6 protein-coding genes and 2 pseudogenes are annotated in these 7,545 nt (G+C 59.9%); 2 read left to right on the top strand and 6 right to left on the bottom strand.

Translation table 11 applies throughout. From position 1 onward, the window contains the following. Positions 1-556 (bottom strand): annotated as a pseudogene (locus G3N61_RS37180) (MFS transporter); the annotation flags it as partial. A gap of 130 nt (positions 557-686) precedes the next feature. Here G3N61_RS37180 and G3N61_RS37175 point away from each other — a divergent pair. Continuing rightward, positions 687-1,181 carry a MarR family transcriptional regulator gene (locus G3N61_RS37175; RefSeq protein ID WP_205824902.1) on the top strand — a complete coding sequence of 165 codons (495 nt, stop codon included), beginning with the start codon at positions 687-689 and terminating at the stop codon, positions 1,179-1,181. A 184-nt stretch (positions 1,182-1,365) separates the two neighbouring features. Here G3N61_RS37175 and G3N61_RS37170 read toward each other — a convergent pair whose 3' ends face one another. Then, positions 1,366-1,773: a hypothetical protein gene (locus tag G3N61_RS37170; protein WP_205824900.1), complete on the bottom strand. Its 408-nt coding sequence runs from the start codon at positions 1,771-1,773 to the stop codon at positions 1,366-1,368. Positions 1,774-2,289: 516 nt separating this feature from the next. On the opposite strand from G3N61_RS37170, the gene G3N61_RS37165 reads away from it, so the two are divergent. Continuing rightward, positions 2,290-3,591 carry a hypothetical protein gene (locus G3N61_RS37165; protein ID WP_205824899.1) on the top strand — a complete coding sequence of 434 codons (1,302 nt, stop codon included), beginning with the start codon at positions 2,290-2,292 and terminating at the stop codon, positions 3,589-3,591. 1,266 nt (positions 3,592-4,857) lie between these two features. On the opposite strand, the gene G3N61_RS37160 is transcribed toward G3N61_RS37165, so the two are convergent. The 4 genes and pseudogenes from G3N61_RS37160 to G3N61_RS39920 form a co-directional block, all read right to left on the bottom strand. Next, positions 4,858-5,184: an EthD family reductase gene (locus G3N61_RS37160; RefSeq protein ID WP_205824898.1), complete on the bottom strand. Its 327-nt coding sequence runs from the start codon at positions 5,182-5,184 to the stop codon at positions 4,858-4,860. Positions 5,185-5,406: 222 nt separating this feature from the next. Then, positions 5,407-6,111 (bottom strand): glutathione S-transferase N-terminal domain-containing protein, encoded by a 705-nt coding sequence (locus tag G3N61_RS37155; RefSeq protein WP_089450704.1) that lies wholly within the window; start codon positions 6,109-6,111, stop codon positions 5,407-5,409. A gap of 170 nt (positions 6,112-6,281) precedes the next feature. Next, positions 6,282-7,406: a porin gene (locus G3N61_RS37150; protein WP_043182853.1), complete on the bottom strand. Its 1,125-nt coding sequence runs from the start codon at positions 7,404-7,406 to the stop codon at positions 6,282-6,284. 51 nt (positions 7,407-7,457) lie between these two features. Continuing rightward, a pseudogene (locus G3N61_RS39920) lies at positions 7,458-7,520 on the bottom strand (hypothetical protein); the annotation flags it as partial. Between the last annotated feature and the right edge of the window lie 25 nt (positions 7,521-7,545).

Raw genomic sequence — 7,545 nt, 5'->3', positions numbered from 1 at the left:
GCCGTATTGCCGCGGCACGCGTGCGGGCGGCGAGATACGGCGGCTCCACGCGATGCGCGAGTGCGTGGCGTGCCACTCCGGAATCATGATGCGTTCGCACAGCAGCACGCGATCGAGCGCGCGCGCCACCCATGATCGACGTCGAATAGACGCCCATCGCACCGCCGATCCGCGTCGAGAAATGCGCTTTCACGAAGCCGGGCAGCAGCGCCTGCACCATCGCGATCCCGACGCCCGCGCAGCAGGCGCTCGCGAGCAATAGCCACGCGTGCTGCGCGCCGACGCGCGACACGCAGGCCAGCCCGATCAGCGCGACGCCGAGCCAGACGCCGCCCGCGATGCCGGTCACGCGCTGCAAGCGGCGCGCACTCAGCGCGCCGAGCCCCATCAGCAGGATCGGGATCGTCGTCAGCAGGCTGGCCGCACCGTCGCCGATGCCGGTTGCGCGCTGGATCATGTCGAGCAGCGGGCCGACCGCGGCAAGCGCCGGCCGCAGGTTCAGCCCGACGAGCACGATGGCGGCCAGCCGCCATCCGGGGGAAGTGAAGCGATTCATTGCAAGGCCCTCGAAATCGGTGCGCGGGCCCTGGTGAGGCGCCGCGCGTTTTTCATGTAAAGTATCTCGACATCAAGATAAACGCCGATTTATCTCGACGTCAAGATAACTGCCAAGCCGAGGAGGGTTAATGGATCGAGCCGCGCATGCGCTCGCGCAATGGCGCACCGAGCGTCCGGATCTCGACGCGTCGTCGATGGTGGTGATGGGGCGGCTGCAGGAAGCCGCGCTCGTGATCGCCCGCGACCGTCTCAATCCGCTGTTTGCGCGCTACGGGATGCAGCCGGGCGAATTCGACGTGCTCGCGACGCTGCGGCGTGGTGGGGAGCCGTTCGCGCTGACGCCGACGGCGTTGTACGACGCGCTGATGATGTCGTCGGGCGGGATGACCGCGCGGATCGACCGGTTGCAGAAGGCGGGGTGGGTGGAGCGCCGGCCGAATCCGGCCGATGGGCGTGGGACGCTCGTTGCGCTGACGGAGACCGGTCGTGCGTTGATCGATGAAGCGGTTGTCGCGCATATCGACAATCAGCGGGAGTTGCTGGCTGTGTTGTCGGACGATGAGCAGACGCAGTTGTCGGAACTGCTGGAAAAGTTGCTGGCGGGGGTGGGAGACGAAGCGTAGAAAGGGGCGGAGGGAGAGTAGCGCTGCGGAATGCGTGAGGCAAACGTCCGCGGAGGGCAAAAAGGTTCTTCGTGAATTTTCGTGGACGTCGCTTGCCGACCCGACCCGAAGCGGACTTCCATACGCTCCATGGAGTGGCCGTTCAAAATCCTAACGGGATATCACTCGATAGTACTCAGTTGTTTCAGGACGCAAAGCCTACTGCAGCCTCACGGATGCGTGGCGACTCAGCCGTGGCTGCCAGTTGACGCAACGTGCCGAGTAACGAAATACCGCCAACTTCTTGTATGCCTGCATTTAGCAGTCGGCCAACCATGCAGACACCGAACTCGCTGGGCTGTCGAGCGAGGGACCGAAGAAGCTCCTGCTCATAATTCGGCAGCGATTCGAGTCCATGGAGAACGCCCCAAATCACGCCAAAGCCGTCTTCCTCTGGGTAGCGCTCAAACACACTCAGAAGCTCCGGTATCGCCTGTTCTGGATGTCCTGCCTGCCAGAGCTCGGTAACGAGCGAATCCAGGGCAAGCCAGTTGTCGTCTTCAGGGATGAAGGTGGCGATGTCGCGAGCGATATCCGCAGTGGTTCGAAACATGGGAAAACTCTGCATAATTTCTTGCTTAAGAAAGCTTAATCCATCTCGACTGTCCTTGCATGGCCAGCCAGTCGAGAAACGAAGCCGCACACCAGCGACCGCTTCTGCGCCGACTATCGATCTCCGCAAACGCCCCTAACCGACCCGCTTCGGTCTTTCACGCCTTCGAATTGATTGACCGCTAGTTTCAAAGCCGAACGCCTCCTCAACTCACAGTGTCGGCATAGCGGTCATTTCGGTCTAGTCGGCACGTCGGCGCCTATGACTGCCGTGGCAAATGCATCATGCTTAAATTATATAAGGCGCGCCCCAAAATTCCATCTTCATATTGGCATGCGAGCTTGGTAAGAGAGAACACTTTGGCACCAAAGTCAGATAAAATTCATGTCACCGTCGGTTCTCTGCATTGTCCATTGGGATTGCTTGCCGGAAAAGCTTTACGCGAACCAATTTGAAATATCAGGACCTGCGCGACATGAGCACCTTGGTTAAATTGACTGCAAGACTCCTAGGCTGATGAATACACCGCTGCGCGATTCGACGACGGTTCAACCAACCCTCGCATCTATTGACCAGAACCGACACCCTGTTCGAGTATTTCTCGACAGCGCCGATTATTCTGTGCTATCTGACGAAAAGCGTTGCACTCTGAAATTGGACGAACTTCGTGAGAAGCTAATCCAATGGTCAGATTCGGGCGACGTTGAATTTTGGTATTCTGGGACTATTTTGAGTGAGATGGCTCCATTGGAGAGTCGGTACGCAGACGCCTCGGTAGCCCGAACCGATTTGTTGGTTAGGTTGTGCAAGACGCAGGCGCTCATCTCCATCGACCGAATCCTGCAACAGGAACTGCAAAATTTAGGGGCTGGGACACCAGAAACTGCCTCAATGGCTGTTTACTCCTATTCCGGAAATTGGTTTCCAGAATTAACCGATATCATGTCACCTGTATCTTGGCTCGAAAGCATTCGGGACCTTGATATAACCGCGAAGCAACATGGTCTTAATCGAGATGCGCGAAGAAAACTTCAAAAGCAGTTATTCAAAAACCGGCAGCCAACAAATGCAATGCGCGAGTTACTCTCCAGGCAGGAAATTGCGCTGGCTGAAATTCTGCAAATGTATCCGATGCGAGAGCAAGATGCCCTGGTACTCGGGAATTATGTGGTAGGGAAAGCTACTGCCGCTCAAGCTGAAGAAGCATTTTTTGCTAGTTTGCGCGACCCGAGTTGGATGATTCGATGGTTTCACAACCACGCGGACAAGCTATCGCCCGTCACAGACTGGGTTCGGGGTTCCGCTGACAACATGCTTAAAATGATTCAGCAAGTCAGCGGGGATGTTGAAGCTCTCAAAGCAAAGTCTAAGGAGTTGAGGGAGACAGGAGCTGCGCTAGGCATAGCTCCGCTAGTCCCCGCGATAGATAGCGCGTGGTGGTTAAGTCAGCAGGACAAAATTGTCGTTGTCTTGGCAAAGCAGCTTGCGGCCCAGCTGTACGAAATTTCTCTCGAGAGCCATACACCAGCAGATGTGGATAGGTTGGCTCCGAGTTTGGCAACCTGTATTCGGGTGTTCCATTCATCCACTTGGAATTCAGCAGGGACAGCTGCTCGGCAACCCAAGAAAAGTGATTGGGCAGACAGCCTTCACGCTATGTACGCGCCTTATGTCGATATATTTCGCACTGATTCGTACATGGCGCCGATCGTTGAAGAGAAGGTCAAGAAATACGGAACGACGGTCGTTGCAAAGATTGGGAATTTGGTCGAGCAAATTGAAATTCGGCTCAATTCTCAACGCACCATTCAAAAATAAAAAACATGCCAAAAATTGATCGACGCGTACAATGAAAGGTTTTTCGAAGAAAAACGCTGCTGGCACCTTGCCTCCCATGGCTGGGCCGAACGGGTTCATGTGAAAGGCGCCACAGGCTACAGCAGATCCTACGGATTCAAACGATCGATGCAACACCCCCGCTCCTCACGCAGCTTCAATTGTGTTGCATCGACCGGTTGAATCCGCACTCGGAAGCGGCCGTTTTGCCATTGCCGCGCGGTCGTGCCGAGCTAAAGGCCATCAATCCGTTCACACCCCTCGTTGATCCAGAGGAGTGGTTTGCGCGTAACACCATCGGGTTTCGCCGAGGCTTCAAGTCTGATGCCAACTCAGGTAACGCTCGTTAAGCCATGCGACGTCCACTATGTCAACCCACCGCGCTCGTTCCTTTGGGAATGCCTGGTGGTCGATTTTGTACGCATGGCGGTTGCGAATGGGCCTTGCTGATGGCTCCGATAACCCCAGTAATGGCAACGACTCCACTAAACACAATCGTCATTATTTCGGCGTTGGTCATATTGGCTCGCATGAAAATTTACCTGTGGGATAGATGCGTTTCGTGTTTATCCCGATAGGATCCACGCCATTTATCGCGGCTCCAGCGGTGCCCCACAGCGTAGCCAGTCTCCCCCCAAAACTCTGAGAACTATCGCGTCGCACGCTGGAAGGGGGTACTGCCCGCCGCAGGTCCTAGTTTCGGAGCCACCTGCTCGGCGAGACGGAAGGCGCCACGGGCAAAATTGCCATGGAAATCTTAGCTGCCGCATACCGCGCGTTGAAATGAAACTGGCTCACGTGGCGAATCACAGGGCGCCATCGCTTCACCATATGCCCGTTTGCCGCTCATCAACAGCCGTTCGCCGAACCCACTATGAAGGACCGCTCCTGGCCGAAAGCCGCCGCTCGTGATTTCCGGCAACCGTCTGAACGGCGAACTTCGAGCGATCCCGTGCGTCCCGCTGGTAACTCAGGCGCCCATCGCGACAGGTGCCAACGAGAAGGAGATCGAGGCCGCAAAGGTGCTGACTCCAAGGCGACAGCGTTCCTTGATGGCCTCAACGCCAGGTGCGACGGGCGATAATAAGGGCGGCGCTGAGTGGCGCAAGACCGCATGGTCGGCGTAAAGCGCGAAGTCATGCTTGCGACCACGTCGGTCGTTGAAGGGGTGGAGCGCTTGATAAGCGCCGCCTTGTTGCTCGTGTACGCAAAACGCGAATGCGGTGCCAGGCGAATGCCGAACCTCGGTCAGACGTCCGAACGCTCCACGACCACTTCACTGATTTGCAGCACGGGTTGTATATCCGTGTAATTGGCGATGTCGGCCATGATCTCCTGCGCGTGCGGGGCGCGGGCTGCCTGGAAAGCTTCGACCGACGTGCAGACGAAGTCGCACTTGGCCACGTAGGCAGGGGCCGTGCCCGGCGCACCGCCTGCGATGCCCTTGTCCACCGTGTAGTACAGACATGCAGCGCCGAGCCGCTGCTTCACCATTGGCATATGCCTTTCGCGATAGTAAGCGTGATCGAATCGTGCGCCGGCGGCGTACGGGTACATGACACTGACTTTAATCATCGGGTTCTCCTGTTGCTGCACGGTAATCGAGGCGCCGCCGCCCGCGAGACGACATCGAGGCCGCCGATATAAGGCGTGGCCAAGGCTTCTCCCAGAAACGGCGTACCGATTCTTCTAATCCCGCCGTTCGCCGGAAATTCGCGATAAACCCAAAAAAGCCCGCCGCGCAATGCGGCGGGCCTTGCAGTTCGCGGCCCGCACAGCGTGCGACCGCTTAGCCGGTCAGCCTCGCGCCGGAATATTGAGCCCCCGCGCGACAGCCGGACGCGCAACGAACGCGTCGAGCACCCGCTTGACGTTCCGGAACTCGCTGAAGCCAACCAGATCGCCCGCTTCATAGAACCCGACGAGGTTGCGCACCCACGGGAAGATCGCGATGTCGGCGATCGTGTAGGTATCGCCCATCATCCACTGGCGGTTCGCGAGATGCGCGTCGAGCACGCCGAGCAGGCGCTTCGACTCGCCGATATAGCGATCGCGCGGGCGCTTGTCCTCGTAGTCGCGGCCGGCGAACTTGTGGAAGAAGCCGACCTGGCCGAACATCGGCCCGATGCCGCCCATCTGGAACATCACCCACTGGATCGTCTCGTAGCGACCGGCGAGATCCTTCGGGATCAACTGGCCCGTCTTGTCCGCGAGATAGATCAGGATCGCGCCCGATTCGAACAGCGGCAGCGGCTTGCCGTCCGGGCCGTTCGGATCGAGGATCGCCGGGATCTTGTTGTTCGGATTCAGCGACAGGAACGCGGGCGAAAGCTGGTCGTTCGTGTCGAAGCTCACGAGGTGCGGCTCGTACGGCAGGCCGGTTTCCTCGAGCGTGATCGACACCTTGACGCCGTTCGGCGTCGGCAGCGAGTAGAGCTGGAGACGGTCGGGATGCTGGGCCGGCCACTTTTGCGTGATCGGGAAGGCGGACAGGTCGGGCATGGAGGTTCGCTCGTCGAAGTGAATGATCCGCGCTCCGTCCATGCTGCCGCGCGCCACGGCCAGTGGTGCGGCGGCGGAGCGGAACGCGCCGAAAACGCCCACTGTAGCCGATCCCGGCGATCGATGCCGACGGCGGCCGCCACGTCGCCGGGCGCCGCCGCCGGCAGAGATCAGAAGTTGTGCCGCAGCCCGACCATCGCGGCCGTCGTGCCGACGCCCGGCGCGACCGGCTGCCCGTACACGAGCATCTGGTCCATCGTGCCGCGGTTGTTCACGTGGCCGACCTGCGCATAGATCATCGTCCGCTTCGACAGGCTGTAGTCGGCCGCGAGCACGACCGCCGTCGACTTGTTTGCAGACTGGTTGCGGTCCTTCAGGTAATACACCGCGGACGTCACCTGCAGCGCGGGCGTGAAGCGATAGCCGATGCCGGCCGACAGCATGTCGAGGTTCACCTTGTCCGCGTGCGACGGATTCCGGCCGTTGCCGTACGACGCCGACACCGAGAAATCGTGGATCGTGTATTTCGCGCCGAAGTAGATGAAGCGGTTGTTGTCGACACCGGTCGGCGCGACACCCGGCGCCGGGTTCGTGTCGTGCCCGTTGTAGTAGACGGCCGATGCGTTCAGCCCGTAGTTCGCATACTTGAGCACGACCGATTCGCGCGTGCCGCCCTGGAACTGCCCGGCCACGCCGCCCGGCGCGTATTCGAGCGCGATCGACGCACCCGCGAAGGTCGGCGACTGGTAGACGAGCGCGTTGCTGTCGTACAGCGCGCCGATCGCGGCGTTGGTGCTCGTCCCGGGCCAGCCGGCCGCCGTGTTCAGGCCGAGCCACGCGATCAGCACGCTGCCGAAGAACTGCGCGTTGCGCACGTCGGTGTCGGCCATCGCGTAGATCATCGGCACGATCTGGCGGCCGGCCGTGAAGGTGCCGAACGGGCCCGACACGCCGAGCGACGCGACCTGGTTGAAGATCGCGACGGTGCCCGGCGTATCGCTCAGCTGCAGCTTGCCGGTGCTGCTGTCGAACGAGCCCTGCAGCTTGAAGTTGATCTTGTAGCCGCCGCCGATGTCCTCGCTGCCCTTGATACCCCAGAAGCTCGAATAGATGCCGCCGTCCTTCATGCGGAACACCTTGCCGGTATTCGGTGCGGTCGGGCTGAACGACGCCGCCGACGTGCTCTGGTACATCAGGCCCGAGTCGATCACGCCGTAGAGCGTGACGGAGGATTGCGCATGCGCGAGCGCCGAACAGCCGGCAAGCGCCGCGAGCGCGGCCAGTTTCGTCTTCATCCAAGTCTCCAGGGTTTCACGCTGGTTGGTGATGCCGATCGCGGCGATCGACGTGCCGTTCAGGCCCGTGCGCGTGACGGCTTCAGCGGCGACGCCGGCTTGCGTCGACCAGATTTCCTGCGGGTCGTGCTCGACCCAG

Origin of the sequence: Burkholderia sp. Ac-20349, from assembly GCF_017104865.1 — a bacterium.
GTDB lineage: Bacteria > Pseudomonadota > Gammaproteobacteria > Burkholderiales > Burkholderiaceae > Burkholderia > Burkholderia aenigmatica.
This window is presented reverse-complemented; position numbering and strand designations above follow the sequence as displayed.